General features: G+C 68.1%; 23 protein-coding genes and 1 pseudogene. 16 read left to right on the top strand and 8 right to left on the bottom strand.

Annotated elements, in window-relative coordinates; genetic code table 11:
- Window positions 1–152 (bottom strand): annotated as a pseudogene (locus FB600_RS36050) (5-dehydro-4-deoxyglucarate dehydratase); the annotation flags it as partial.
- Window positions 153–370: 218 nt separating this feature from the next.
- On the opposite strand from FB600_RS36050, the gene garD reads away from it, so the two are divergent.
- The gene (garD, locus tag FB600_RS36055; RefSeq protein WP_096752505.1) at window positions 371–1918 is read left to right on the top strand and encodes a galactarate dehydratase; all 1548 of its coding nucleotides are present in this window, start codon (window positions 371–373) and stop codon (window positions 1916–1918) included.
- 97 nt (window positions 1919–2015) lie between these two features.
- On the opposite strand, the gene FB600_RS36060 is transcribed toward garD, so the two are convergent.
- Together FB600_RS36060 and FB600_RS36065 are read right to left on the bottom strand one after the other, a co-directional pair.
- Window positions 2016–2870 (bottom strand): hypothetical protein, encoded by an 855-nt coding sequence (locus tag FB600_RS36060; protein ID WP_145758221.1) that lies wholly within the window; start codon window positions 2868–2870, stop codon window positions 2016–2018.
- A 6-nt stretch (window positions 2871–2876) separates the two neighbouring features.
- Window positions 2877–3434 (bottom strand): hypothetical protein, encoded by a 558-nt coding sequence (locus FB600_RS36065; RefSeq protein ID WP_013689354.1) that lies wholly within the window; start codon window positions 3432–3434, stop codon window positions 2877–2879.
- A gap of 424 nt (window positions 3435–3858) precedes the next feature.
- On the opposite strand from FB600_RS36065, the gene FB600_RS36070 reads away from it, so the two are divergent.
- On the top strand, window positions 3859–4293 hold the full coding sequence (locus FB600_RS36070; RefSeq protein ID WP_013689355.1) for a DoxX family protein: 435 nt from the start codon (window positions 3859–3861) through the stop codon (window positions 4291–4293).
- Window positions 4294–4402: 109 nt separating this feature from the next.
- Here FB600_RS36070 and FB600_RS36075 read toward each other — a convergent pair whose 3' ends face one another.
- Both FB600_RS36075 and FB600_RS36080 read right to left on the bottom strand, forming a co-directional pair.
- A complete protein-coding gene (locus tag FB600_RS36075) occupies window positions 4403–5698 on the bottom strand; it encodes an MFS transporter (RefSeq protein WP_046582101.1) in 1296 nt (431 codons plus the stop codon).
- Window positions 5699–6086: 388 nt separating this feature from the next.
- Complete coding sequence (locus FB600_RS36080; RefSeq protein ID WP_145758222.1) at window positions 6087–7229, bottom strand: branched-chain amino acid ABC transporter substrate-binding protein; 1143 nt, start codon at window positions 7227–7229, stop codon at window positions 6087–6089.
- Between the two features lie 338 nt (window positions 7230–7567).
- Between FB600_RS36080 and FB600_RS36085 the strand changes: the two genes are divergently transcribed.
- The 5 genes from FB600_RS36085 (at window position 7568) to FB600_RS36105 (ending at window position 12063) form a co-directional block, all read left to right on the top strand.
- Window positions 7568–8533, top strand: a complete 966-nt coding sequence (locus FB600_RS36085; RefSeq protein WP_036054471.1) for a 4-hydroxyproline epimerase — start codon at window positions 7568–7570, stop codon at window positions 8531–8533.
- Window positions 8533–9660 (top strand): NAD(P)/FAD-dependent oxidoreductase, encoded by a 1128-nt coding sequence (locus FB600_RS36090; RefSeq protein ID WP_126240417.1) that lies wholly within the window; start codon window positions 8533–8535, stop codon window positions 9658–9660. Before FB600_RS36085 ends, FB600_RS36090 begins: the two co-directional genes overlap by 1 nt.
- Window positions 9653–9943, top strand: coding sequence for a (2Fe-2S)-binding protein (locus tag FB600_RS36095; protein ID WP_096752508.1), 291 nt, complete (start codon window positions 9653–9655; stop codon window positions 9941–9943). Before FB600_RS36090 ends, FB600_RS36095 begins: the two co-directional genes overlap by 8 nt.
- Window positions 9940–11229 (top strand): FAD/NAD(P)-binding oxidoreductase, encoded by a 1290-nt coding sequence (locus tag FB600_RS36100; protein WP_145758223.1) that lies wholly within the window; start codon window positions 9940–9942, stop codon window positions 11227–11229. The genes FB600_RS36095 and FB600_RS36100 overlap by 4 nt, the downstream gene beginning before the upstream one ends.
- 117 nt (window positions 11230–11346) lie before the next feature.
- The gene (locus tag FB600_RS36105) at window positions 11347–12063 is read left to right on the top strand and encodes an AraC family transcriptional regulator (RefSeq protein WP_244120952.1); all 717 of its coding nucleotides are present in this window, start codon (window positions 11347–11349) and stop codon (window positions 12061–12063) included.
- A gap of 157 nt (window positions 12064–12220) precedes the next feature.
- Here FB600_RS36105 and FB600_RS36110 read toward each other — a convergent pair whose 3' ends face one another.
- Window positions 12221–12478, bottom strand: a complete 258-nt coding sequence (locus FB600_RS36110; RefSeq protein WP_013689363.1) for a hypothetical protein — start codon at window positions 12476–12478, stop codon at window positions 12221–12223.
- 312 nt (window positions 12479–12790) lie between these two features.
- Window positions 12791–14683, bottom strand: a complete 1893-nt coding sequence (locus FB600_RS36115) for a bifunctional sugar phosphate isomerase/epimerase/4-hydroxyphenylpyruvate dioxygenase family protein (protein ID WP_096752510.1) — start codon at window positions 14681–14683, stop codon at window positions 12791–12793.
- Between the two features lie 259 nt (window positions 14684–14942).
- Here FB600_RS36115 and aroQ point away from each other — a divergent pair, with 259 nt between their 5' ends.
- From aroQ to FB600_RS36130, 3 genes are read left to right on the top strand one after another with little or no spacing between them, the layout of a single operon-like run.
- Window positions 14943–15395, top strand: a complete 453-nt coding sequence (gene aroQ / locus FB600_RS36120) for a type II 3-dehydroquinate dehydratase (protein WP_096752511.1) — start codon at window positions 14943–14945, stop codon at window positions 15393–15395.
- Entirely contained in the window at window positions 15392–16246 is an 855-nt protein-coding gene (locus FB600_RS36125) for a shikimate dehydrogenase (protein ID WP_096752512.1), read from the top strand. The genes aroQ and FB600_RS36125 overlap by 4 nt, the downstream gene beginning before the upstream one ends.
- 35 nt (window positions 16247–16281) lie before the next feature.
- A complete protein-coding gene (locus tag FB600_RS36130; protein ID WP_096752513.1) occupies window positions 16282–17619 on the top strand; it encodes an MFS transporter in 1338 nt (445 codons plus the stop codon).
- Window positions 17620–17695: 76 nt separating this feature from the next.
- On the opposite strand, the gene FB600_RS36135 is transcribed toward FB600_RS36130, so the two are convergent.
- The gene (locus tag FB600_RS36135; RefSeq protein ID WP_145758224.1) at window positions 17696–18808 is read right to left on the bottom strand and encodes a 2-aminoethylphosphonate--pyruvate transaminase; all 1113 of its coding nucleotides are present in this window, start codon (window positions 18806–18808) and stop codon (window positions 17696–17698) included.
- A 254-nt stretch (window positions 18809–19062) separates the two neighbouring features.
- Here FB600_RS36135 and phnS point away from each other — a divergent pair, with 254 nt between their 5' ends.
- The 6 genes from phnS to FB600_RS36165 are packed head-to-tail and all read left to right on the top strand — an operon-like array spanning window position 19063 to window position 24994.
- Entirely contained in the window at window positions 19063–20145 is a 1083-nt protein-coding gene (phnS, locus tag FB600_RS36140) for a 2-aminoethylphosphonate ABC transporter substrate-binding protein (RefSeq protein WP_096752515.1), read from the top strand.
- Between the two features lie 14 nt (window positions 20146–20159).
- A complete protein-coding gene (gene phnT, locus FB600_RS36145; protein WP_036054458.1) occupies window positions 20160–21263 on the top strand; it encodes a 2-aminoethylphosphonate ABC transport system ATP-binding subunit PhnT in 1104 nt (367 codons plus the stop codon).
- Window positions 21241–22176, top strand: a complete 936-nt coding sequence (gene phnU / locus FB600_RS36150) for a 2-aminoethylphosphonate ABC transporter permease subunit (RefSeq protein ID WP_145758225.1) — start codon at window positions 21241–21243, stop codon at window positions 22174–22176. Before phnT ends, phnU begins: the two co-directional genes overlap by 23 nt.
- Complete coding sequence (phnV, locus tag FB600_RS36155; protein WP_017920137.1) at window positions 22166–23023, top strand: 2-aminoethylphosphonate ABC transport system, membrane component PhnV; 858 nt, start codon at window positions 22166–22168, stop codon at window positions 23021–23023. Before phnU ends, phnV begins: the two co-directional genes overlap by 11 nt.
- A 48-nt stretch (window positions 23024–23071) precedes the next feature.
- Window positions 23072–24385, top strand: a complete 1314-nt coding sequence (gene phnA / locus FB600_RS36160; RefSeq protein WP_145758226.1) for a phosphonoacetate hydrolase — start codon at window positions 23072–23074, stop codon at window positions 24383–24385.
- 51 nt (window positions 24386–24436) lie between these two features.
- On the top strand, window positions 24437–24994 hold the full coding sequence (locus FB600_RS36165) for a phosphonate degradation HD-domain oxygenase (protein WP_025100816.1): 558 nt from the start codon (window positions 24437–24439) through the stop codon (window positions 24992–24994).
- The last annotated feature ends 121 nt before the right edge of the window (window positions 24995–25115 follow it).

Below are 25115 nucleotides of genomic sequence, written 5' to 3' on the forward strand. Positions count from 1 at the left end.
ACGAACAGCGCCGAGGCGCCGTAGGGGGCGAGCCATTCGAGGCGCTCGACATAGGTGCTCGGGCGGAAGTTGCCCTCGGCGTCGAAGTCGGTGACAGGGAAGGACAGCAGGCCTTCCGAGATGATCTGCTTGAGTTCCTGAGGCGTGGTCATGATGGGTCGTCCTGTTGCGCTGGGCGCGGGTTCGTTCAATACGGGATGTGTTGTATGTCATCGTACAACATCATTTTCGGGCTGGCAAGCCTCCCCCAAGCCTTTCGCTATTCAATTTCTGCCTTTCGGCATCAGGGTTTACGCACGATCCCGCAAGTTTGGTCCATGTTGTATGATGACTGTTAATTCCCTGCATGTTGCAACGAGGATTTCCCCTGATGTCCCAGTCCCCTCTCTATATTCGCGTCCATCCGGACGACAACGTCGCGATCGTGGTCAATGACGGCGGGCTGCCCGCGGGCGCGCAGTTCGCCGATGGGCTGACTTTGTGCGAAGGTGTGCCGCAAGGGCACAAGGTGGCGCTGGTCGATCTGAAGGAAGGCGATCCGGTGCTGCGCTACCACGTGGTGATCGGCTACGCCTCGAAGGACCTGCCGCGCGGCAGTTGGGTCAACGAGCGCACGCTGCGCATGCCCGAGCCGCCCGGCCTGGAGAACCTGCCGCTGGCCACGCGCAAGGCGCCCGAGCAGGCGCCGCTGGAGGGTTATACCTTCGAGGGCTACCGCAACGCGGACGGCTCGGTCGGCACGCGCAACATCCTGGCGATCACCACCACCGTGCAGTGCGTGTCGGGCGTGGTCGAGTTCGCGGTCGAGCGCATCAAGCGCGAGCTGCTGCCGCGTTTTCCGAACGTCGATGGCGTGGTGGGCCTCGAGCACACCTATGGCTGCGGCGTCGCGATCGAGGCGCCGGGTGCCGAGATTCCGATCCGCACGCTGCGCAACATCAGCCTGAATCCGAACTTCGGCGGCGAGGTGATGGTGGTCAGCCTGGGCTGCGAGAAGCTGCAGCCGGAGCGCCTGCTGCCGGCCGGCGCGATTCCGGTGGCGGCCGACAAGCCCGACAACGGCGGCGTGGTCTGCCTGCAGGACCCGGCGCACGTGGGCTTCATGTCGATGATCGACTCGATCATGGCGATGGCGGAACAGCACCTGGAACGTCTGAACCGGCGTCGCCGCGAGACGGTGCCGGCCGCGGAACTGGTGGTGGGCGTGCAGTGCGGCGGCAGCGATGCGTTCTCGGGCCTGACCGCCAATCCGGCGGTGGGCTTCGCGGCCGACCTGCTGGTGCGCGCCGGCGCGACCATCATGTTCTCCGAGGTGACCGAGGTGCGCGACGGCGTCGCGCAACTGACCTCGCGCGCGGCCAACGAGGAGGTGGCGCGCGACATCATCCGCGAGATGGCCTGGTACGACGCCTACCTGCAGCGCGGGCAGGTCGACCGCAGCGCCAACACCACGCCCGGCAACAAGAAGGGCGGCCTGTCGAACATCGTCGAGAAGGCGATGGGCTCGATCGTGAAGTCGGGCAGCTCGGCGATCTCGGGCGTGGTCAGCCCGGGCGAGCGCGCCAGGCAGAAGGGCCTGCTCTACACGGCGACGCCGGCCAGCGACTTCATCTGCGGCACCCTGCAACTGGCGGCCGGCATGAACCTGCACATCTTCACCACCGGCCGCGGCACGCCTTACGGGCTCGCGCAGGTGCCGGTGATCAAGGTGGCCACGCGCAGCGACCTGGCGCGCCGCTGGCACGACCTGATGGACGTGGACGCGGGCACCATCGCGACCGGCCGGAAGAGCATCGAGGAGGTGGGCTGGGAGATGTTCCAGTTGATGCTGGACGTCGCGAGCGGCCGCAAGACCTGGGCCGAGCAGTGGAAGCTGGCGAATGCGCTGACGCTGTTCAACCCGGCGCCGGTGACCTGAAGCGGCGCGCGCCGCCGTTCGGCTGATTGCACGCCCGCCGTGATCGTCCGCGATCCGGCGGGCGTGTTGCATGAAGCGACGGGGGATTGGACTCGCTTCAGATGATTTCGCTCAGGTAGAGCGATTCCATCACGACCTTCGAGAAATTGTGCAGCAGGTTGACGACCAGGTTGCTCGGGCTGTAGAAGCCGTTCTGCAGTTCGGCGTCGGCGCCGAATTCGTCGGCCAGCGAATGAAATTGGATGTAGTCGGCCTTGAGCAGCCTGTTCGACAGGGAGCGTTTCAGCTTCAGGTAATCCTCGCGCCATTCGGGACCGTAGTAGCCGCCGTCATGGACCAGCAGGTTGCGCACGCGGGAAAAATATCGCCAGAGCAGATAGATCGTGGAGAAATCGTCGATCTGCGATCGTGACGAGAGGGCTTCCAGGAACGCGGGCTCCTTGCCACGCACGAGCTTGCGGAGCTCGTCGATCAGTTCGGAGTTCCTCGCGTTCCGATTACCGCCGAGCTGCTCGATCACGCTTTTCAGGATGTCCTCGAACAGCACGAAATACGAGACGATTTCGCGTGCGTTGCCGATGTGGACGAGTTGTTCCGCCAGTCCCGAACCGTGTTCGGCTCGCGCCATTACCTCGTCCAGGAACAGGCCCTGCTTTTCCCTGGCTTGTGGGAAAGAGACGGACAGCATCATTCCCGTATAGCGCGCTTGCAGTTCCACGTAGCTGTTTTCACGACTTAGCCTGGACGCATATCGGTTCAGCCCGGCACGCTCATCGGCGTCGTCCGTGACGCCGCTCATGATGTCGCCGAACACGGCGTTCGAGATCACGGCCATGGAATACCGCTTGACGAACGTTTCGTAGAGCGTGGAGGCGCGTTCGCCGACGGACAGGATCGAAGGGGCGTAGAAGATCATCGGATGCCGGGAAATGGGGTTCGGTGCGTCGCGCACGATACCTCATTTGTTCGCGCCGAGCGAGCCGCGCAGCCGCTCCATCAGGCGGTAGTAAAGCTGTTGGATCTGCTCGATGGTGGCCGGCTCGGCGCTCGAGAAGCGCTCGTGCCAGGCGGCGTGCCAGGCGTAGCTGCCGTGCAGCGAGCGATCGCCGCTCGGCCCGGCCACGCGCGAGCGGATTCGCGCATCGCGACCCGCGCCCGAATGCGTGTCGAACAGCGCGAGCATCAGCGCGTGATAGGCGCGATACAGCTCGTCGTCGAACAGATGGCGATAGACGTGCAGCGTTCGGTCGAGCTCGCGCTTGATATGGATGACCTCGTCGGGCGAGATGTCCTTCCAGTAGCCGACCCAGGTATAGAAACAGAGCAGCGCGTTGAGTTGCGGCGCGATCTGGTCGTAGATCGCGAGGCGCTTCTCGATCAGCTTCTGGTTGGTCCACTGCACGAGCTCGAGGCGCTTCAGGCGCCGGCTGATCAGCCAGCCGAGCGCGGTGACCGACAGCGGCGTGAGCACGCCGACGCAGAGTTGCACGATTTGCAGGGTGGTGGACGCGGGCATGTTCGCGAGGGAAAGGCTTTTCGGAAAAGCATCAGCCTAGCAGCCGGGCGTGTCGCCTGGGTGGCGCCGTTGCGGCGCCGATCCTCGGTTCAACGAAGCGTCTCGCATCTTTCCGCTTGCCGTCATCGCCGCGCGGAAATCGCGGGAATTCGCCTGCACGCGGCCTCCTTGCCGACTCGCTCTCGAACACGCGCGAAGCTTGCGATCCGTTAGCCGAACGCTCGCGCCATCGTCGGGGCTTTACCCGATTGCGCGTGCCTGCTTTCGGGGAATTTGCCCGCGATTGCGCTGTAGTCCGCCGGCGCGTGCAACGTTTTGCTACAACCTTTTGCTTGGAGCGCCGCGCGAAAGTTTCTTATTCTGGCGCATTTACCAGACGCGGACCGCTCCGCGGTCGCGTCCTCAATGCATCGAGGAGAGAGATATGACGCGTCCCGTCGATTCCGGCGTGATCTTCATCGCGAGGCTGTTGATGGCGGCCCTGTTCTTGTGGGGCGGCGTGATGAAACTGCTCGGCTACGGCGAATTCGTCACCTATCTGAAGGGCATGTACGTGCCCTTCGCGCAGTTCGCGGCGCCGCTGGTGATCGCCATCGAGGGGCTCGGCGCGCTGCTGCTGATCGTCGGTTACCGCGTCAAGCCGGTCGCGCTGCTGCTGGCCGCCTACACCATCGTCACGGCCCTGATCGGCCACAACTTCTGGGATGCCACCAGCCCGGCCGTGCAGCACGACATGGTGGTGCATTTCTGGAAGAACGTCGCGATCGCCGGCGGATTCCTGCTGCTGTTCGTGACGGGCGCGGGCGGCGCGAGCATCGACGCGATGCGCCGCCAGCCCGCCTACGGCGTGCTGCGCTGAGAGCCGATGTTCCGCGGTACCGCAGAGCGAGCCGCGCGCTGCTTCATGCCGCCGGGGCCATGAAAAAGGGCGCCTCGCGGCGCCCTTCGTCCAAACCGGCCCTGGTCGCTCAGCGCGCGTTGCGCGTGCAGAGCGCGGCCAGCGCGCCGATCACGCAGACCGCGCCGACATAGGCGGTTGCCGCGAACGGATTCGACTTGATCATCAGCGACACGATCACGGGCGAGAGCCCGCCGAAGATCGCGTAGGCGATGTTGTACGAGAACGAAATGCCGGAGAAGCGGATCACGGCGGGGAAGCTGCGCACCATCGCCGAGGGCACCGCGCCGACCGTGCCGACCAGGAAGCCGGTCAGCGCGTACAGCGGCACCAGCGTCGAGGCATCGGCGGCCACCTTGGCGAACAGCGTGCAGAAGCAGGCGGCCAGCAACAGCGAGCCGACCGCCAGCACGAGCTTCGCGCCGAAGCGATCGGCCAGCGCGCCGGCCACCACGCAGCCGATCGTCAGGCCCACGGTGGCGATGCTGTTGGCGAACAACGCGGTGGCGGCGGGGATGTGGAACTGCTTCTGCAGCAGGGTCGGCGTCATCAGGATCACCACCACGATCGCGGCCGACAGCATCCAGGTCAGCAGCATCGAGACGATCACGGCGCGGCCATGATCGCGCAGCACCGCCTTGAGCGGGATCTCGGCGGCCAGCGCCTTGCGCGCCTGCAACTCGGCGAACACCGGCGTCTCGTGCAGCCAGCGGCGCAGGTAGACGGAGAACAGGCCGAACACGCCGCCGAGCAGGAACGGGATGCGCCAGGCATAGGCGCTGATCTCGGTCGGCGAGAAGTGCCGGTTGATGCCGCCGGCCACCAGCGAGCCGAGCAGGATGCCGGCCGTCAGGCCCGCCGTGAGCGTGCCGCAGGCGTAGCCGATGCGGCGCGCCGGCACGTGCTCGGAGACGAACACCCAGGCGCCCGGCACTTCGCCGCCCACCGCCGCGCCCTGCAGGATGCGGAACAGCAGGAGCAGCACCGGAGCCAGGATGCCGATCGAGTCGAAGGTCGGCAGCAGGCCCATCAGCAGCGTCGGCACCGACATCAGCAGCACGCTCAGCGTGAACATGCGCTTGCGGCCGACCAGGTCGCCGAAGTGCGCCATGATGATGCCGCCCAGCGGGCGCGCCAGGTAGCCGGCCGCGAAGATCGCGAAGGTCTGCAACTGGCGCAGCCAGTCGGGGATGTCGTGCGGGAAGAACAACTGCCCGATCGCTGGCGCGAAGAACACGAAGATGATGAAGTCGTAGAACTCGAGTGCGCCGCCGAGGGCGGCCAGGCTCAAGGTCTTGTAGTCGCTGCGCGTCAGGGCGCGGTCGGCAACGGCGCTCGGCGCGCTGCCCGTTTCGTATGCTTGCATGGTCAGGACGATCGAGGTTCTCAACTCGGCGTGCGCGGCGCGCGACGCCGCACGGCGTCCCGCGCGGCGGGCCGGATCGGCTCGCGACACGGGCCGCGCGGCTTCGGGATCGGAAACGCGCGGGGACGGCGACAGACGGGTCGGGCGATTCTACAGGATGCGGCGCGACGGCATGAGAGGGCTTGGGGCACGGGTTCGCGCGCATTGACGGCGCGAAAAGCGGCGGCGCGGGAGCGGCGCGCGGGCCGTGCCGCGGCGTGGCGCGGCTGCGCCGGGCACGTGGCCGATGCTGCAGCTACACGGGCCGCCGCCGCGATCGACTCGCGACGGCGGCCCGCGTGGTATCGGCGCGACGGCCGGTCGATCGTGACCGGCCGGTCACCGCGGCTCAGTTGCCGGCGATGGTGTCGACCGGCTTGAACGCGCCGTGGTCAACGCGGTAGATCGTGACCGGCGCGTCACGCAGGTCGCCCTTCGGATCGTAGGCGATGGTCGCGGCCGACACGCCCTTGATCGACACCTTGTCGAGATACGGCCCATAGACCTTCGGGTCGGTCGAGTTGGCGTTCTTCATCGCGGTGAGCAGGGCGATCGTGCCGTCGTAGGAATAGGGCGAGTAGGTCACCACCTCCTCCTTGAAGCGCGCCTTGTAGCGTTGCTCGAAGCCCGCGAAGCCGGGCATCTTCTCCTTCGGCAGGCCGCCCATGTAGACGATCGCACCCTCGGCCGCCTCGCCGCCGACCTTCAGGAAGGTGGGCGACTTCGACATCTCGCCGGTGACGAAGGCGGCCTTGATGCCGAGCTGGCGCATCTTGCGGATCATCGGCGAGGATTGCGCGTCGCCGCCGCCGTAGAACACCGCGTCGGGATTCATGCCCTTCAGGTTGGTCAGGATCGCCGAGAAATCGAGCGCCTTGTCGTTGGTGAAGTCGCGCTTGACGATGGTGCCGCCGGCCTTCTGCACGGCGGCGGCGAATTCGTCGGCGATGCCCTGGCCGTAGGCGGTGCGATCGTCGATGATCGCCACGCGCTTGTAGTGCAGCGTGTTCACCACGTAGCTGCCGACGATGCGGCCTGCCTGCGCGTCGCTGGTCAGCAGCCGGAAGGTGGTCTTGTAGCCGCGCGCCGTGTATTGCGGCGAGGTGGCCATCGAGACCTGCGGCAGCCCCGCGCGCTCGTAGAGATCCGAGGCCGGGATGCTGGTGCCCGAATTGAAGTGGCCGATGATGCCGGACACGCCGTCGTCGATCAGCCGCTGCGCCACCGTGGTGCCGGTGCGCGGGTCGGCCTGGTCGTCCTGCGAATCGAGCGTGAAGGTGACGGGCTTGCCGCCGATCATCGGCTTGGTCGCGTTGAAATCGTCGATCGCGAGCTGCACGCCTTTCTGCATGTCGGTGCCGTAGTTCGATTGCGTGCCCGTGAGCGGCGCGGCAAAGCCGATCTTGACGAGGTCGGCGGCCGAGGCCGGCGTGCCTGCGGCGACGAGGGCGGCGCCCGCGACGAGCGCGAATTGCGAGATCTTCAGCTTCACTTTCGTTTCCCCTTTGGCTGCTGCGGCCGGCTGCGTGGTGCCGGCCTGTTGGCGATCGCGACGCCGCCACCGGCGAGTGGCGGGCCTTGTGCTGAAATCGGCTCGGCCGCGTGGCGGCCCGCGAGGCAGGCGAGCAAACGCGCTACCAGATGGGGACGGCACGATGCGAGCGATTCCAGCGCAGTCTAGATAGCGAAAAAGCGCCAGTCTTGCGCGCCAGATGCGTCGGGAATGACGAAATCGGCATATGCGCGGTTTCCCTGACTATGCCGATTTCGTCATGGCGTGCGCATAATGTCGCCAAGACGCCAGGCGAGGCGGGTTCCTACGATAGCGGCATGAAAACACTCGACTTCATCGATTCGCATACCGGCGGTGAGCCCACCCGCCTGATCGTGTCCGGAGGGCCGGATCTCGGCGGCGGCACGCTCGCCGAGCGGCTGGAACGGTTCCGCTCGCACCACGACGACTGGCGCGCGGCGGTGGTCACCGAGCCGCGCGGCTCGGACGTGGTGGTCGGCGCGCTGCTCTGCGAGCCGCTCGATCCGGGCTGCGCGGCCGGCGTGATCTTCTTCAACAACGTCGGGTATCTCGGCATGTGCGGGCACGGCACCATCGGCCTGGTGGTGTCGCTCGCGCACCTGGGGCGGATCGGCCCCGGCACGCATCGCATCGAGACGCCGGTCGGCATCGTCGAGGCGACGCTGAACGCGGATCGCTCCGTGTCGGTGCGCAACGTGCCGGCCTATCGCCATCGCAAGGACGTGACGGTCGAGGTGCCGGGCCATGGCCCGCTGACGGGCGATATCGCCTGGGGCGGCAACTGGTTCTTCCTGGTGCCCGAGCACGAGCACCGGCGCCGCGTCGAACCCGCGAACCTGAAGGAGCTGGGCGCGTTCTCGAGCGCCACGCGCGACGCGCTGATCGCCGCCGGCATCACCGGCGCGCACGGCGCGCTGATCGACCATATCGAACTGTTCGGGCCGGCCTCGCGCGAGGGGCTCGACAGCCGCAGCTTCGTGCTGTGCCCGGGCGACGCCTACGATCGCTCGCCCTGCGGCACCGGCACCAGCGCCAAGGCCGCCTGCCTGGCCGCCGACGGCAAGCTCGCCGAACATGCCGAATGGCGACAGGAAAGCGTGATCGGCAGCGTGTTCCAGGTCAGCTACGTGCGGCATGACGAGGCGATCGAGGGCGAGGCCGCGATCGTGCCGACCATCACCGGTCACGCGCACGTGATGGCCGAGGGACGGCTCTGCTTCGAGGACGGCGATCCGTTCGCGAACGGGATCCGGCTCGGCTGATGGCGCGCGCGGATGCGATCGTGATCGGCGCCGGGATCGTCGGCGCGGCTTGCGCGGCGGCATTGGCCGCGCGCGGGCTGGCCGTCGAGGTGCTCGACGCGGGCGGGATCGGCGGCGGCACGACCGCGGCCGGCATGGGCCATCTGGTGGTGATGAACGATACGCCGGCCGAGCTGGCGCTGACGCGCGATTCGCTGGCGCGCTGGCGCGCGCTCGCGCCGAGCCTGCGCGAATGCGATGCCTATCGGCGTTGCGGGACCCTGTGGGTGGCCGCCGACGACGAGGAGCTCGAGGCGGCGCGCGCGATGCGCGACGGCTACCTGGCGGCCGGCGTGTCGGCCGAGGCGATCGGCGCGGCCGCGCTGCGCGAACGCGAGCCGATGCTGGCCGCGGGCCTGGCGGGCGGCTTGTATGTGGAGGGCGACGGAATCGTCTATGCGCCTTCGGCCAGCGAATGGCTGCTGCGGCATTCGCCGGGCGCGGCGCGGATCCGCGTGCGCGAACGCACGGCCGTGGTCGCGCTGGCGGGCACCGAGCTGCGCACCGCGGGCGGCGAGACGCTGTCGGCCGCGCAGGTGATCGTCGCCAACGGGCTCGAGGCCGCGCGGCTGGTGCCCGGCATGACCCTGCAGGCCAAGAAAGGCCATCTGCTGATCACGGATCGTTATCCGGGCACGATCACGCATCAATTGCTCGAACTCGGCTATATCAAGAGCGCCCATCACGCGCAGGGCACCTCGGTGGCCTTCAATGCGCAGCCGCGGCCGACCGGGCAGATCCTGATCGGCTCGTCGCGGCAGTTCGGCAGCACCGATCCGGCCGTCGAGATGCCGGTGCTGGCGCGCATGCTGGCGCGCGCCACGCGTTACCTGCCGGGCCTCGCCGACCTGCATGCGCTGCGCGCCTGGACCGGGTTTCGCGCCGCCACGCCCGACGGCATGCCGCTGATCGGGCCGGTGCCGGGCCACGCCGGCGTGTGGCTGGCGACCGGCCACGAGGGGCTGGGCGTGACCACTTCGCTGAGCACCGCCGAACTGATCGCGACGCAACTGCTCGGCGAGGTGCCGCCGATCGCGCCCGAGCCTTATTGGCCGGCGCGCGCCATGCCGGAGGTCGGTCATGCCTGATCGCAACCCTGGCGGCGCGGATCTCGTCGAAGTCGAAGTCCGTATCGACGGCCGGGCCTGCCGCGTGCCGGCCGGCACGAGCGTCGCCGCGGCGTTGACGATCGCGCTCGGTGTGCGCGGCACGCGCGGCTCGGTGCAGGGCATGCCGCGCACCATGCTGTGCGGGATGGGCATCTGCCAGGAGTGTCGCGTCGGCATCGACGGCCGCGCGCACGTGCTGGCCTGCCAGACGACCTGCCGCGACGGCATGCGCATCGACACCACCTGGAATCCCGAATCATGAAGGCGCATTACGAGATCGTGGTGGTCGGCGCCGGGCCGGCCGGCTTGGCGGCCGCGCGCGCGGCTGCCGGCGCCGGCGCGCGCGTCGCGATCCTCGACGACAATCCGCAAGCCGGCGGCCAGATCTGGCGCCAGGGGCCCGTGTTCGAACCGGCGCCGCCGCTGGTCGAATCGCTCGCGGCGCTGCGCGCGAGCAGCGTCGAGCTGATCCCGGGCGCGCGCGTGGTGGCCGCCCTGCCGGGTCGCGAACTGCTGGTCGAGCAGGCGTCTGCCGAGGCGAGTGGCGCGATCCTGGGCTACGACAAGCTGATCGTGGCCAGCGGCGCGCGCGAGCTGTTGCTGCCCTTCGCCGGCTGGACCCTGCCGGGCGTGACCGGCGCGGGCGGCTTGCAGGCCCTGGTCAAGGGCGGCGTGCCGGTGCGTGGCGAACGGATCGTGATCGCGGGCAGCGGGCCCCTGCTGATCGCCGCGCTGGCGACGGCACGCGAGGCGGGCGCAAACGTGCTTGCCGTGGTCGAGCAGGCGAGCGCGCGGGCCGTGCGCGGCTTCGCGCTGTCGCTGGCGGCCACGCCCTCGAAGCTGGTGCAGGCGGCGCGGCTCACGCGGGGCTTCATCGGCGTCGACTATCTGACGGGCGGCGTGCTGCGTGCCGCGCATGGCAGCGCGCGCGTCGAGGCCGCGACCATCGAGATCGAGGGGCGGCCGCGCGTGATCGAATGCGATCGGATCGCCTGCGGTTATGGGCTGGTGCCGAACCTGACGCTGCCGCTTGCGCTCGGCTGCGAGTTGCGCGACGGCGCGGTGGCGGTCGATGCGCGGCAGCGTACTTCCCGCGAGGCGGTGTTCGCGGCCGGCGAGAGCACGGGGATCGGCGGCATGGAACTGGCGCGCGCCGAGGGCGCCCTGGCGGGGCTGGCGGCGGCCGGTGTCGACGAGGGCGATCGGCGGGTTGCCGCGCTGATGCGCGAGCGCGAGGTGTGGCGAGGCTTCGCCGCGCGCGTCGCGAGGACCTTCGCGCTCGGTGATGCGGCTCGCGCCTTGCCGCCCGACGACACGGTGCTGTGCCGCTGCGAGGACGTCACGCTGGGTGCCGCGCGTGGTTATGCCGATGCGCGTGACGCGAAGCTGCAGACGCGTTGCGGCATGGGCGCCTGCCAGGGCCGCGTCTGCGGCGCGGCCGGTGCCGCATTGCTGGGCTGGCGGGAGGCCGCGATACCGCGCCCGCCGTTCTCGCCGGTTCGCATCGGCACGCTGGCCGCGCTGGCCACCGACGAGCCGCTCCTATAATCGACGCACGCGGATTTCCCGACCTACTCCGGACTCATGACCTCGCCCGCCGATTCCTCCTCGCCGCTGTTCGACGCGATCCGCCCGGCACCCGGCTCGGGTGACGGGCTCGACGCGATGCTCGCGCATTTCGCGCAGCTCGCACCGGTGTTCGATGCCTTGCCCGATGTGGCCTTCTTCGTGAAGGACGTCGACGGCCGCTACGTGCTGGCCAATCGCACGCTGGCGCAACGCTGCGGCTTCAAGGAGAAGCGCGAGCTCTACGGCAAGACCACCGAGGAAGTGTTTCCGCGCCGGTTCGGCCGCAACTATCTCGAGCAGGACATGGCGACCATCCATGCCGGCCAGCAACTGACCGACCAGCTCGAGCTGCATCTCTATCCGGGGCGGCAGCCGGGCTGGTGCCTGACCACCAAGGAGCCGCTGCGCGATGGGCTCGGCCGCGTGGTCGGGCTGGCGGGCATCTCGCGGGACCTGAAGGCCAACGAGGGCTCGCATCCGGCCTACAGCCGGCTGGCCGACGTGGTGCAGTACATCCAGGAGCACTACGTGCAGCCGCTCAACCTCAAGCACCTGGCCGAGATGGCCGGGATGTCGGTCGCGCAGCTCGAACGGTATTTCCACAAGGTGTTCCACCTGACGCCGCGCCAGGTGCTGCTGAAGACGCGGCTCGACGCGGCCACGGCCCTGCTCGTCACGCACGAGAAGGTGACCGATGTCGCCGCGCTTTGCGGCTATACCGATCACAGCGCGTTTTCGCGGCAGTTCAAGGCGACGGTGGGGGTGACGCCGACCGAGTACCGGATGACCTTGCAGGCGGAACGCGGGGCTTGAGGGAACGTGGCGGCGGGTGTTGTGCCGCTTGGGCGTGATTGTGCAACTAACGGTCTAGCCGGCAGGCGCCAGCCAATGAAGACCGCGGACCGAGAACGCCTCGCTCAGGGTTCTTCAGGAAAACGTCGGGAAGGAAAAATAGAGCCGGGCAGCCGGCTCAACGAAATCCGAGGCCCTTGAGGACGGCGCTGCCGTCGGCGGTCAGGCGTACCAGCGGCGCGGCGCCGTCGCCCACCATTTCGACCAGGCCGGCTTCCTCCAGTGCCGGCAGCTCCGGCTTGGCGTTGGCAGCGATCGGTGAGTGCAGCAGCACCAGCAAGGTGGCGATCTCGTGATGGCTCAAAAGACGACGCAGCATCGTCTTCGGACGTGACGGGGGGCTGGCCGGGCGGCCGGATGCATCGTTGGCGCTCATTGCAACCTCCAATTCTTCTATCTTGAAAAACGATTGGAGCGGATGGTGCCGCCCGAGACTTAAACGATTCTTAAAATCGGGACGGTCCGGGGAATTGCAAGAGGTGCCTATCGTTACGCACTGTAACGGCGTCGGCGGGGCGCGCGGCGATGCTGCACCGCGGGTGCCGCGTCAAGGCCCGGCCCGCCGCGGGAAGCGGGCCTTGGGACGGGACGGTTTGCTGCGGACGGTTTCATTACGGCCGGAAAGTTGCGTCCGCGACAAGAGATTCTTGAAGCCGGCGGCAGCAGCGAGCCGCCGCCGGCCCAATCCTCATTTTTTCCTCTGCGCCTGGGCCGCCAGCCGCACCGCGGTGTTCGCGGCGCCATAACCATCGTAGCCGCCGCGCCGCTCGACGATCTCGAACGAAAAGCGCTCGTCCACCAGTTCTGTATACGCATGCAGGAATTCGCCGCCCTGCTCGTCGCGGTCGTAGAGCAGGTGGTGACGGCACAGCGTGTCGACGAAATCGTCGGGCAGGGCGTAGCGCGCGGCCAGGTCGTCGTAGTAATTACGCGGCACGCGCAGGAAGGCGACGCCGTCGGCGGCTGCCTCGGCCACCGCGCGCACGATGTCGTCGGTGCGGAACGCCACGTGGTTGAGGCCCGAGCCGTGATAGCGGTTCAGCGATTCGAATACGGCCGTGTGGCGATCCACCGAGGCGTTGAGCGCGATCCGCACGCTGCCGTCCGGGCTGCGTACCGCGCGGCTGCGCATCAGCCCGTAGGGATCGGGCACCAGCCAGCTCTTCTCGGCCTCGAAGCCGAACGCGGTGCGGAAGAACAGTACCCAGGTATCGAGCGCGTCGGCCGGCAGCGCCAGGCAGACATGGTCGATGCCGGTCAGCGGGCCGACTTCCACCGGGCCGTCCACGTCGGTCAGCACGAAATCCGATTCGTAGAGCGTCGGCGCGCCGGGCGTCTCGTCGACGAAATAGTCGAGGCTGCCGTCGGGCGCCTGCACGCCGGGCACCACGCGCTCGTTCGGTCCGACGCGGCCCGAGAACGGCGCGAAGCCGAAGCTCGCCGCGCGCTCGAAGGCCAGCTTCGCGTCGTCGACCTGGAAGGCCGAGGCGCACAGCGACAGCCCATGTCGCTGGAAGAACGCGTCGGCGAAGGAATCGGGCTCGGCGTTCAGCACGATCGAGGCGGCGCCGTGCTGGTAGAGCATCACGTTCTTCGAGCGATGGCGGCCGGCCAGCCGGAAGCGCAGCTTGCCGAGCCAGTCGGCCACCTTCGCGGCCGCACTCGCATCCACCGCGAATTCGATGAACTTGAAGCCGACGTGGGCCGGCGCGGCGGGCGGCGCGAACAGCGGCTGGTCGGCGGCGGGAGCACGGCCCTCGGCGGCCAGGCGCAGGCGCGTGATGTCTTCCAGGTGATGCAGCGAGCGCAGCCCGTCGGCCGCCGTGATCGCGGTGGGCGCGGCGCGGAAGCCGTCGTTGAAGATCTCCAGCGAAAGCGGCCCGCTGAAACCCGATTCGATCACGCGCGCCGTGAAGCGTGCCAGGTCGAAGTCGCCCTGGCCGGGGAAGGAGCGGTAATGGCGGCTCCATTCGAGCACGTCCATCGCCAGCTTCGGCGCGTCGGCGATCTGCACGAAGGCGATGCGATCGCCGGGGATGCGCGCGATGCCGTCGGGATCGTCATCGAGCGAGAGCGTGTGGAAGCTGTCGAGCGCGAGGCCCAGGTGCGGGCTGTTCACCGCGTCGACCAAGCGCCAGGCGTGGCCGTAGGTCTTCACCACGCGGCCCCAGGCCAGCGCCTCGTAGGCGGCGATCACATCGGCGCCGCGCGCGGCTTCGGCCAGGGCGCCGAGCTGGTCCACCAGCAGCGCCTCGTCGGCGATGGTTTGCGGCGAGACGTTGCTGCAGACCAGGATGCGATCGGTGCCCAGCGCGTGCATCAGGTCGAACTTGCGGCGCGCGCGCTCCAGGTTGCGCGCGAGCTGCCCGGCGTCGACGCCCTCGAAATCGCGGAACGGCTGGAACAGCACGATCTCGAGGCCGAGATCGGCGGCGATCCCGCGTACGTCGGCGGGCGAACCGTCGAAGTAGAGCAGGTCGTTTTCGAAGATCTCGACGCCGTCGAAGCCGGCCGCCGCGATTGCCTTGAGTTTCTCGACCAGCGTGCCGGCCAGCGACACGGTGGCAATCGAACGCTTCATGAGTGAATTCCTGCAGGAAAGCTCGGAAACGGCGACAACGGACGAAAAGGTTAATTCCAGGACCGTTCGTTAATCGCGCAAGTTCCCGATTCTATTGAATTAGATTGTCGGATTATACAAACTAACTAGATGGTACAAATAAGCATAAACCCCGAAAGACAAGCTGCGTGCGCCTGGCGCACACTTGCGCCACCTCAAAAAGTTTGTGAGGGTGCGTCGTGGCCACGCGATACGCCCCGTTTCCCGGAGTCTGCTTGTGATGTCGAAGCCAAAGGTCCTGGTGCTGAACGGACCGAACCTGAACCTGCTGGGCACCCGCCAGCCGCATATCTACGGCGCCGAGACGCTGGCCGACGTTGAGCGACGCTGCGTCGAGGCGGCCGCCGCGCTCGGCCTGGAGATCGAGTTCCGCCAGTCGAACGCCGAGCACCAGTTGATCGACTGGCTGCACGAGGCACGCACGCGCATTGACGGCGTGGTGATCAACCCGGCGGCCTACACACATACCTCGGTCGCGCTGGCCGACGCGCTTGTCGCGATCGACAAGCCCGTGATCGAGGTGCATATCTCGAACGTCCATCGGCGCGAGGCGTTCCGCCACCATTCCTATGTGTCGCTGGTCGCGCAGGGCGTGATCTGCGGCTGCGGGACCGAGGGTTACGTGTTCGCGCTGCAGCGGCTCGCCACCTTGTTGAGGGAGGTGGCGCGATGAGCGGCCAGTCGTTCCTGATCGGCTTGATCGGGCAGGGGATCGGCGGCTCGCTGTCGCCGGCGATGCACGAGCGCGAAGGCCGCCTTCAGGGCTTCAACTATGTATACAGGCGCCTCGATCTCGACGTGCTGGGCCTGTCGGTCGACGCGCTGCCCGAACTGCTCGATACCGCCGAGCGCATGGGCTACGACGGCCTGAACATCACCCACCCCTGCAAGCAGCGCGTGATCGCGCATCTCGACTCGCTGTCCGACGATGCGCGAGCGCTGGGCGCGGTCAACACGGTGCGCTTCGCCGACGGCAAGCGCAGCGGCCACAACACCGATTGGTCAGGCTTCGCAAAATCGTTCCGGCGCGGCCTGGCCGGCGTGTCGATGGCGCGCGTGGTGCAGCTCGGCGCCGGCGGCGCGGGTGCGGCGGTCGCCCATGCCGCGCTGATGCTCGGCGCCGAGGCGCTGACGATCTTCGACGTCGAACCCTCGCGCGCCGCATCGCTGGCCGCCGAATTGCAGGCGCGCTTCCCGGCGGCGACGGTGACGGCGGGCAGCGCGCTCGACGCGGCGATGGCCGCCGCCACCGGCCTGATCCACGCCACGCCTACCGGCATGGCCAAGCACCCGGGCCTGCCGCTGCCGGCCCGGCTGCTCGACGCCAAGCCCTGGGTGGCCGACATCGTCTATTTCCCGCTCGAGACCGAACTGGTGCGCGTGGCGCGCGAGCTCGGCTGCCGGACCTTGCCGGGCGGCGGGATGGCGGTCTACCAGGCGGTCGACGCGTTCGAGATATTCACCGGCCGCGAACCCGACGCCGAACGCATGTTCTCGCACTTCGAATCACTCGTCGGACGCTGAGACGTCACGACCACGACAACAACCAGGAGACTTCGATGCAGCAACCTTCCCAACCGTCCGCTACGGCCGTTCCCGCGTCGGCCGCGGGCAGCATGCGCCGTTCCTCGGCGCGTTACCGGATCCTCGCGCTGCTGGCGATCGGCACCATGATCAACTACCTCGATCGCACCGTGCTGGGCGTGGCGGCGCCGGGGCTGACCAAGGAGCTCGGCATCGGCGCGGCGGTGATGGGGATCATGTTCTCGTCGTTCTCGTGGACCTACGTGATCGCCCAGGTGCCGGGCGGGCTGTTCCTCGATCGTTTCGGCAGCAAGATCACCTATTTCCTGTCGATGACCTTCTGGTCGCTGTGCACGCTGCTGCAGGGTTTCGTCGGCGGCGTCGGCACCCTGCTGGCCTGCCGCCTTGGCCTGGGCCTCAGCGAGGCGCCGTGCTTCCCGACCAATAGCCGGGTGGTCGCCACCTGGTTCCCGCAGAAGGAGCGCGCGATGGCCACCGGCACCTACACGGTCGGCGAATACATCGGGCTGGCCTTCCTGAGCCCGGTGCTGTTCGCGCTGATGGGCGCGTTCGGCTGGCGTTCGCTGTTCTGGGTGGTCGGCGCCGTCGGCATCCTGTTCGGCCTGGCCTGGCTGCGCCTGTATCGCGAGCCGCGCGATCACCCGGCGGCCAACGCGGCCGAGCTGGCCTATATCGCCGAGGGCGGCGGCCTGATCGACGGCGAGGCGAAGGCGAACAAGCCGGGCCAGTCGAAGTTCAGTTGGGCGATGGCCGGCAGGCTGCTGAGGAAGCGCCAACTGGCCGGCATCTGCCTGGGCCAGTTCGCCGGCAACTCGACCCTGGTGTTCTTCCTTACCTGGTTTCCGACCTATCTCGCCACGGAACGCCACATGGCCTGGCTCAAGATCGGCTTTTTCGCGGTGATGCCCTTCATCGCGGCCTCGATCGGCGTGATGTTCGGCGGCATCTTTTCCGATTATTTGCTGCGACGCGGCAAGTCGGCCAACGTGGCGCGCAAGCTGCCGATCATCGCCGGGCTGCTGCTGGCCTCGACCATCGTGCTGGCCAACTACGTAGAGAGCAACGAGGCCGTGATCGCGATCATGTCGGTGGCCTTCTTCGCGCAGGGCATGGCCGCGCTGGGCTGGACCCTGGTGTCCGACATCGCGCCGGAAGGCCTGCTCGGCGTGACCGGCGGCATCTTCAACCTGGCGGCCAACCTGGCGGGCATCATCACGCCGCTGGTGGTCGGTTTCATCGTCGCCTCGACGGGCTCCTTCGTCGGCGCGCTGGCCTTCATCGGCGTGATCGCGCTGATCGGCGCGCTGTCGTACATCTTCATCGTCGGCGACATCAAGCGGATCGTGCTGTAATCGTTCTCCACTCGAACAGCACGAATTCTTGCCCGGCCCGCGCGAGCGGCGCCGGGTTTTTTTATGGGCTCGCGGCTCAGCGTACCGAGATCCCGAGCCGCTCGAGCACGGCCGCGATGGCGGCGACGGCGCGGCGGATCTGCCCGGCGTCGATCGCGCCAATGCAGCCCACGCGGAAGGTGTCGACCTCGGTGAGCTTGCCCGGGTAGAGCACGAAGCCGGCATCGCGCACGGCCGCGTAGAAGGCGTTGAAGTCGTAGCGCGGATCGCGCGGCGCGTGGAAGGTGACGATCACCGGTGCCTGCACGGCGGCGTCGAGCAAGGGCGTGAAGCCCAGCGCGCGCATGCCTTCGATCAAGGCCGCGCAGTTGGCCGCGTAGCGCGCGCCGCGTGCCGGCAGCCCGCCTTGTTCCCGGTATTGCGCGAGCGCTTCGTGCAGCGCCGCGACCACATGCGTCGGCGGCGTGAAGCGCCACTGCCCGGTGCGCCGCAGGTAGGCATGCTGATCGTGCAGGTCGAGCGCGAGCGAGGGCGAGCGGCCCGCGCAATCCTCCAGCAGCGCCTGCCTGACGATCACGAAGCCCATGCCCGGCACGCCTTCCAGGCACTTGCCGCTGGCCGAGACCAGCGCGTCGATGCCGTTGGCGGCCACCTCGACGGGCAGCGCGCCGAACGAGCTCATCGCGTCGACGATCAGCGGCTTGCCGTGCCGCGCGCAGACCGCGGCGATCCCCGTGAGCGGATTGAGGATGCCGGCGCTGGTCTCCAGGTGCACCAGCGCGACATGCGTGATGCGCGGCTCGCGGGCGAGCAGGGCGTCGATCGCCTCGGCGCTGGCGGCCTCGTGCTCGGCGAACGGCAGCTCGATGGCCTCGATCCCGAGCCGGCCGAGGATCTTCAGGATCCGCGCGCAATAGGCACCGTGGTTGGGCACCAGCACCACCCCGTCGCGCGTCACCAGCGTGCCGAGTGCCGCTTCCACCGCGAAGGTGCCGCTGCCCTGCAGGGGCACGCAGGTATAGCTCGCATCGCCGCCGGCGATCCGGACCAGGTCCTCGCAGAGCGTTTGCGTCAGACGATTGAAGGCCGCGTCCCACGAGCCCCAGTCGTGCAGCATCGCCCGGCGCGTGGCCGGCGACGTGGTCAGCGGGCCGGGCGTCAGAAGAATCGGGTCGTTGTCGGGAATCACGTTGCCTCCTGGCTGAAAAGGGCGGCGCGCCACGGTCGGCGCACCGGATGCTTCGCATCGTAGTGGCAAAATGTGTCATTTTTTGGAATTCGTTGGTGTCGTCATTGAGTTGTCATCGAAGCCTGTGATGCTTCGCCTGCTGCCGGGGCGACCGCTGCCGGCAGCGCGAAACCGGGCCGAACGCGGGCCCGTGACGACGACAGGCGCCGGCGGGAGTCCGGCCCGACTTTGTATCCGCCCTACGGAGAAGCGAGATGACATTCCAGAATTCCTTCGGCACGGTGTTGCGCAAGCTGGCGCTCGCGGCGTGCGCGGCTGGCCTGCTGCAAGGTATCGCCATGCCGGCGCACGCGGCCGGCGCGGTCGTGCTGTACACGGCCGACGGCCTCGAAAACCTCTATCGCGACGTGCTGCCGGCGTTCGAGAAGAAGGAAGGCGTGAAGGTGAACATCGTGACGGCGGGCAGCGGCGAAGTGGTGAACCGCGCCAACGTCGAGAAGAATTCGCCGAAGGCCGACGTGCTGGTGACGCTGCCGCCGTTCATCCAGCAAGCCGGCCAGCTCGGCCTGCTGCAGAACTACCAGAGCGCGAACTACGCGAACGTGCCGGCGATCGCCAAGGCGGCCGACGGTTCCTGGGCGACCTTCGTCAACAACTACTTCTCGTTCGCGATCAATCCGGACGTGGTCAAGAACCAGCCGAAGACCTTTGCCGACCTGCTCGCGCCCGAGTACAGCGGCAAGATCGCCTACTCGAACCCGGCCACGGCCGGCGACGGCATGGCCGTGATCATCCTGACCGCGACGCTGATGGGCGAGGATGCCGCCTTCGACTACCTGGCCAAGCTCGAGCGCAGCGCCAAGTTCCACACCAAGGGCACGGGCTACCTGAACGTGCTGCTCTCGCGCAACGAGATCAGCGTCGCCAATGGCGATCTGCAGATGGACCTCGACGACGCCGAGCACGGCGGCCTGTCGGTCAAGCCGGTGTTCCTGGCCGCCAAGCCGGGCGATGCGCCGACCACCTTCCAGCTGCCTTACGCGATCGGCCTGTTCAAGGGCGGCCCGAACACCGAGGCCGGCAAGAAGCTGATCGACTACCTGATGTCGACCGAGGTGCAGTCGAAGGTGCCGGACATGTACGGCATCCCGGGCCGCACCGACGTGCCGCTGACGGGCAAGAACGGCGAGGCCGTGAAGCGCGCGATCGCGGGCGTCAAGCTGATCCCGGTGGACTGGAATGCCGTGATGGCCAAGAAGGCCGGCTGGACCGAGCGCTGGAAGAAGGACGTGATCGGCAGCTCCGGCAAGGAAACCGAAGTCGTCAAGCCGAAGTGATCGGCTAACGAGGGATGCCTGTGAATACCGCCAGCCTGATCCATCCCCGCGCGCTCGGCGCAGCAGAACCGCGCGCGTCGCTGCGCGCGGCCGCGCCGGGCGGCGTGCAGATCGAGCATCTGAGCGTGCGCTACGGCGCACGCACCGTGCTCGACGACCTGTCGCTCTCGATCGGCGCCGGGGAACTGCTGACCGTGCTCGGCCGCAGCGGCTGCGGCAAGACCACCATGCTGCGTTTCATCGCCGGGTTCGTGAAGGCCGACGGCCTGACCGGCACGCTGACCGTGGCGGGCCGCGACCTGACCCATGCGCCGCCGCACAAGCGCAATCTCGGCCTGCTGTTCCAGAACTATGCGTTGTTTCCGCATCTGTCGGTGTTCGAGAACGTCGCCTTCGGGCTGCGCGCGCGGCGCATGTCCTCGGGCGAGATCGCCCGGCGCGTGGCCGATGCGCTGAAGCTGGTGCAGCTCGGCGATGCCGGGCACGTGATGCCGGCCCAGCTCTCGGGCGGCATGCAGCAGCGCGTGGCGCTGGCGCGCGCGCTGGTGATCGAGCCCGACGTGCTGCTGCTCGACGAGCCGCTGTCGGCGCTCGATGCTAACCTGCGCGCCTCGGTGCGCACCGAATTGAAGGCGCTGCACGAGCGCCTGCCGAACCTGACCATCGTCTGCGTCACGCACGATCGCGACGATGCGCTGGTGCTGTCCGATCGCGCGCTGCTGATGCGCGACGGCCGCATCGCCCAGATCGGCACGCCGCAGCAGCTTTACGACCAGCCGCGCGACGGCTTCGTGGCACGTTACCTGGGCGCCGCGAACCTGCTGCCGCCGCAGGTCGTCTATCCGATCGGCGATCCGCTGCACACGGTGCGCGACAAGCTCGCCTGCGTGCGCCCCGAGCGCTTCACGCTGCAGCCGCCCGGCAGCGGCGGTCTGAACGGCACCATCGCCTCGGTCGAGTGGCATGGCTCGGAGTTGTCCGTGTCGGTGGTGCTCGACGCGGCGGCCGACCAGCCGGTGCTGGTCACCCTGCAGCGCGGCCGCGGCATGAGCCCGGAGCGCGGCTCGCGCGTTTCCCTGCATTGCGAGGCGGATGATGTCGTCCTTATCGACCCCTGAGCTCGAGCTCGATCGCGCTGCCGCCGCGCGCCGCGATGCCTCCACCGCCGCGCACGCGCAGGCGGCGCGACGGGCCCGGCGCAATGAGCGCCTGCATCTGCTGGTGCTGGTGGTGGTCGTGCTCGGGCCGCTGGTGCTCTATCCGCTGGCGCGCCTGCTGCTGCTGAGCGTGACGGGCGATCACGGCTTCACGCTCGCCGCCTATGGCGGCTTCTTCGGCAATCCCGATACGCGCGGCGTGCTCGGCACCACGCTGTGGGTACTCTGCGTGAGCGCGGGGACGGCCTCGGTGCTCGGCGTGCTGCTGGCGGCGCTGCTGTTTTTCCGGCCGTTTCCGGGCGCCTCGCTGATCACGCGTTTTCTCGAGCTCTACGTGGCCTTTCCGTCGTTCCTGGTCGCCTTCACGCTGATCTTTCTTTACGGTTCGCAAGGTTCGATCGGCATCGCGCTGCAGCGCCTGTTCCATCTCGATGCGCCGCCGCTCGACTTCCTGTTCGGCATCGGCGGCGTGATCCTGGCGCAGACGGTGTTCTATACGCCCTTCGTGGTGAGGCCCACGCTGGCTTCGTTCGCGACGCTCGACATGCGGCTGGTCGAGGCAGCGCGCAGCCTCGGCGCGAACGGCTGGATGCTGGCGCGCCGCGTGATACTGCCGATCGCCTGGCCCGGCATCGCGGCCGGTACGATCCTGTGTTTCCTGCTGACCCTGAACGAGTTCGGGATCCTGCTGGTGCTCGGCAGCGCGCGCCTGGTCACCTTGCCGGTCGCGATCTATACCAGTGCCTCGGTCGATCTCGACCTGCCGAGCGCGGCGGCCGGCGCCGTCGTGATGCTCGCGATGTCGCTCACGCTTTACGCGCTTTACCGCCGGATGAATCGCCGCGCGATGGGAGGAGGGCAGCATGTCCGCTGAATTTGGTCTGGGCGGCTCGCCGGTGGCGCGTGCCGAACCCGGCTGGTCCGATACGCTGCTCAAGCATGCTTCGCGCGTCGCGCTCGGGCTGGCCGCATTCGCCTGCTTCTGGCTGTTCGTGCTGCCGGTGGTGGTGGTCGCGCTGTCGAGCGTGGCCACGCGCTGGTCGGGCACCATCCTGCCGTCCGGCTACAGCCTGCGCTGGTTCGAGCGGCTCGGCCAGCCCGAATTCGATGCGCTCGCAACCAGTCTCGAGATCGGTTTCGGCGTCGCCGTGATCGGCACCGTGCTGGGGCTGTGGCTCGCGCTGGCGCTCGAGGGACGTGCGCAGGGACGGCTCGGGGCCCTGGTCGACGCGCTGGTGATGCTGCCGAACGGCGTGCCGAGCGTGGTGCTGGGGCTGGCCGTGCTGATCGCCTATCACCAGAAGCCCGTCGACCTGTCGAGCTCGGCGGCCATCGTGGTGCTGGTGCAGCTCGCGCTGATCCTGCCGTTCTGCTATCGCTGCGCGGCCGCCGCGCTGCGGCCCGAGCTGACCATCCTGCGCGAGGCCGCTGCCAGCCTCGGGGCGCCGCCGTCGATGGTGCTGCGCCGGGTGCTGCTGCCGCAACTGGTGCCGGCGTTGCGCGCCAGCCTCGCGCTCGGCTTCGCGCTCTCGCTCGGCGAGCTGGGCGCGACCATGACCGTCTATCCGCCGGGCTTCGCCACCGTGCCGATCGTGGTGATCGGCCAGGTCGAGCGCGGTTATTACCTACCGGCTTCGGCGCTGTCGCTGCTGATGCTGGTGGCCTCGCTGGCGGCGTTGATGCTGATCGCCGCGCGCGTGCCGCGACTGCGGCGCCAGTAGCGCGAGCGGCGGCGGAGGCCGCCGCTGCGTCGAGATGATGGAGGAGCCATGCTGAAGCCGACTCACGAAACGATCGACGTCAACGGACGTCGTTATCGTCTACCCGTCGCGCCGACCGCTGTCGTTTGCCTCGGCGGCAGTTCGCCCGATTATCTCGACGCCGCGCTGAGCGCCGGCGTTACGCCCTTCATGGCGCGCATGATGCGCGAAGGGGCGTCGTTCGGCGCCGACGGTGTGGTGCCGGCGCTGACGCATGCCAACCAGGTTTCGATCGCCTGTGGCGTGCCGCCGTCGCTGCATGGAATCTGCGGCAATACCGTGCGCGATCCGCTGGCGCTCGGCGGCGAGGGTGCCGATATCGCCCTGCATGGTGCCGACGACGTGCGTGCCGAAACCGTGCTCGCCGCGGCGGCTGGCGCCGGCGCGCGGGTTGCGGTGGTGACGGCCAAGGACAAGCTGCGTCGGCTGCTCGGCGCGGGGCTGAAGGGCATCCGCTTCTCGGCGGAGAAGGCGGCGCAGGCTTCGCTGGCCGAGAACGGCATCGCCGATGCGCTCGACCTGGTCGGCCAGCCCTCGCCCTATGTCTATAGCCCGGCGCTGTCCGAATTCGTGATGGCGGCCGGTGTGCGGCTTGCCAGGATGCGCAATGTCGACCTGATGTACCTGGCCACGCATGATTACGTGCAGCGCAAATGGGCACCCGGCAGCGTCGAGGCCAATGCGTTTCATGCGATGGTCGATCGGTATCTAGCCCAGCTCGATGCGCTGGGCTGGGTGATCGGCCTGACCGCCGATCACGGCATGAGCGCCAAGCACGATGCGCGCACGGGCAAACCCCAGGTCGCGTACCTGCAGGATGCGCTCGATGCCTGGCTCGACTTTCCGTCGACGCGCGTGGTGTTGCCGATCGCCGATCCGCATGTGGTGCATCACGGCGCGCTGGGTTCGTTCGCGACGATCCACCTTCCGTCCGATCTCGATGCGGACGATGTGGTCGCGCTGTTGCGAGGGCTCGACGGCGTTGCCCTGGCGATGGGCCGGAATGAGGCGGCGGCCTGCTTCGAATTGCCGGCCGACCGGATCGGCGAGGTGGTGGTGATTGCGCGCGATGACTTCGTGCTGGGGCGGCGTGAGCGTGAGCACGATCTCTCGGCGTTGACCGTGCCGCTGCGTTCGCATGGCGGCTTCGGCGAGCAGGCGGTGCCGCTGCTGTTCAACCGCCGGATCGCCTCGATCGACGCCAGCCGGCGCTGGCGCAACTTCGACCTGTTCGACCTCGCGCTCAATCACGCGGTGCGCGGCGACGATTTCGCCTTCGAGCGCGCGCTGCGGGTGCCGGAGCGGGCGATGCATGCGGGCTGAGCGGCGGTCTTGTCTTTGGGTAGTGGTGACTGGAAAGGAAGGAGCAGGGACGTGGCATTGACGCTGGACGATATCCGCACGCTGTTCGAGCACAAGGGTGGCACTGCCTATAGCGGCGAGCCGGTGACGCAGCTCGAGCATGCCTTGCAAAGCGCGCAACTCGCGGAGGACGAGCACGCAGGCGATGCGCTGGTCACGGCCGCGCTGCTGCACGATCTCGGACATCTGTTGAACGAGCAGGGCGAGACGCCGACGGCGCGTGGTATCGACGATCTGCATCAGTATTACGCGCTGCCGTTTCTGCGCAGCCTGTTCCCTGATGCGGTGCTGGAGCCGATTCGCCTGCATGTGGATGCGAAGCGCTGTCTGTGCGCGATCGAGCCGGGCTACGCGCGGGCGCTGTCCGAAGACTCGGTGCGCAGCCTGGCGCTACAGGGCGGTATATATAGTGAGGCGGATGCCCGGGCCTTCATGCAGCGTCCTTACGCCGAGGATGCGGTTCGGCTGCGTCGCTGGGACGACGGTGCGAAGCGGGCTGGCGGCGTCACGAAATCTCTCGATCACTTCATGACGATTGCGTCGCGCGTGGCGCACGACGTGTCTCGATAGCGAGTTTCGAAGGCGTCGAAATCAGGTTCTTCTTTTGGTATCAACGAGTTGCCATGAAGGGCGCCGCGCGAGCGGCGCCCTTCATGCATTTACTTTGCGAAAACGCTTGCAGGAAGGCGAT

It is taken from the genome of Burkholderia sp. SJZ089 (genome assembly GCF_007828315.1).
GTDB lineage: Bacteria > Pseudomonadota > Gammaproteobacteria > Burkholderiales > Burkholderiaceae > Burkholderia > Burkholderia gladioli.